Genomic DNA, 1,083 nt, shown 5'->3' with positions numbered 1-1,083 from the left:
TTATCTACTACCTGAAGCAACACCGCTTATATACCCGCACACTTGGAATTATTTGAGTCTCTAAAAATGAGGGGATCTCTGAGCTGAATAACCCGACTATGACTCGTAGTGGTAGCGGCATGAAATTATCGTTATGGCGTTGTCGTCAACGGCATAGACTAAGCGATTGGTATCATCAATTCTGCGAGACCAAAAACCAGATAAATTCATCTTTAACGGTTCTGGTTTGCCAATGCCGTCAAATGGAGCCCTCTTGATATCTTCGATGATCTTGTTGATACGCTTTAGGGTTTTCTTATCTTGAGTTTGCCAATAGAGATAATCTGACCAGGCATCATCGGTCCATGTGAGCAGTCTACTCATCAATCAGTTCCCTGGTTTGGCTCTTACCCTGACGATATTGCTCGATGGATCTAGATAAATGAGCTGCATTGACCGGTGATTTCAGAAGATGGACTGTCTCCATGAGGCTGTTGTAATAATCGAGTGACATAACAACGGCATCTTCTGAATCCCGACGTGTGATGACGGTACAATCAGCATCATTAACCACTTGATCTAAAACACTTTTGAGGTTGTTTCTTGCCTCTGTGAACGACACTATGTTCATACGCTTCCCCTCACATGTTCTCTAAGTGGTACAAGTATAGCCGCTCGGGATTACATGTACAAGATACTGGGCATGTAAGCAAATCATGACTACAGGTAACGTCTGTTTAACCGGCTGGCTGCAACCGGTGTTGAATAAAGAGCGGCTGCGTATAGCCAGTCCGGTGTTTAAACTTTTGTTGTGCCGTCGCGATGAGGCTAACGACGCCAGCCGCTTGGGCAACAACGAAATAAAGCTGATGGAACAGATTGGCCTGAACAGCGTCACGAAGAATAGAACGCCGTATTAGCCGAACCAGCCTGACCTGATAAAGCAAAGAACCGCCACTGATGTTGGCATGGTTTACGGCCCTTAGTGGAACAAAGAAGAACAAGGCGCTGATGCCGATGTTTAACCCTGACTCTTATACACAAGTAGCGTCCTGAACGGAACCTTTCCCGTTTTCCAGGATCTGATCTTCTATGTGACTCCCA

3 protein-coding genes are annotated in these 1,083 nt (G+C 45.5%); 1 reads left to right on the top strand and 2 read right to left on the bottom strand.

Annotated features, from left to right (window positions below; all coding sequences use genetic code 11):
* Positions 1-96: 96 nt before the first annotated feature.
* Positions 97-363 (bottom strand): Txe/YoeB family addiction module toxin, encoded by a 267-nt coding sequence (locus ACYVG7_RS04620; RefSeq protein WP_460882055.1) that lies wholly within the window; start codon positions 361-363, stop codon positions 97-99.
* The gene (locus ACYVG7_RS04615; protein WP_460882054.1) at positions 356-610 is read right to left on the bottom strand and encodes a type II toxin-antitoxin system Phd/YefM family antitoxin; all 255 of its coding nucleotides are present in this window, start codon (positions 608-610) and stop codon (positions 356-358) included. The genes ACYVG7_RS04620 and ACYVG7_RS04615 overlap by 8 nt, the downstream gene beginning before the upstream one ends.
* A gap of 85 nt (positions 611-695) precedes the next feature.
* Here ACYVG7_RS04615 and ACYVG7_RS04610 point away from each other — a divergent pair, with 85 nt between their 5' ends.
* Entirely contained in the window at positions 696-899 is a 204-nt protein-coding gene (locus ACYVG7_RS04610) for a hypothetical protein (RefSeq protein WP_460882053.1), read from the top strand.
* The last annotated feature ends 184 nt before the right edge of the window (positions 900-1,083 follow it).

This window comes from Pseudaeromonas pectinilytica (genome assembly GCF_054780855.1).
This window is presented reverse-complemented; position numbering and strand designations above follow the sequence as displayed.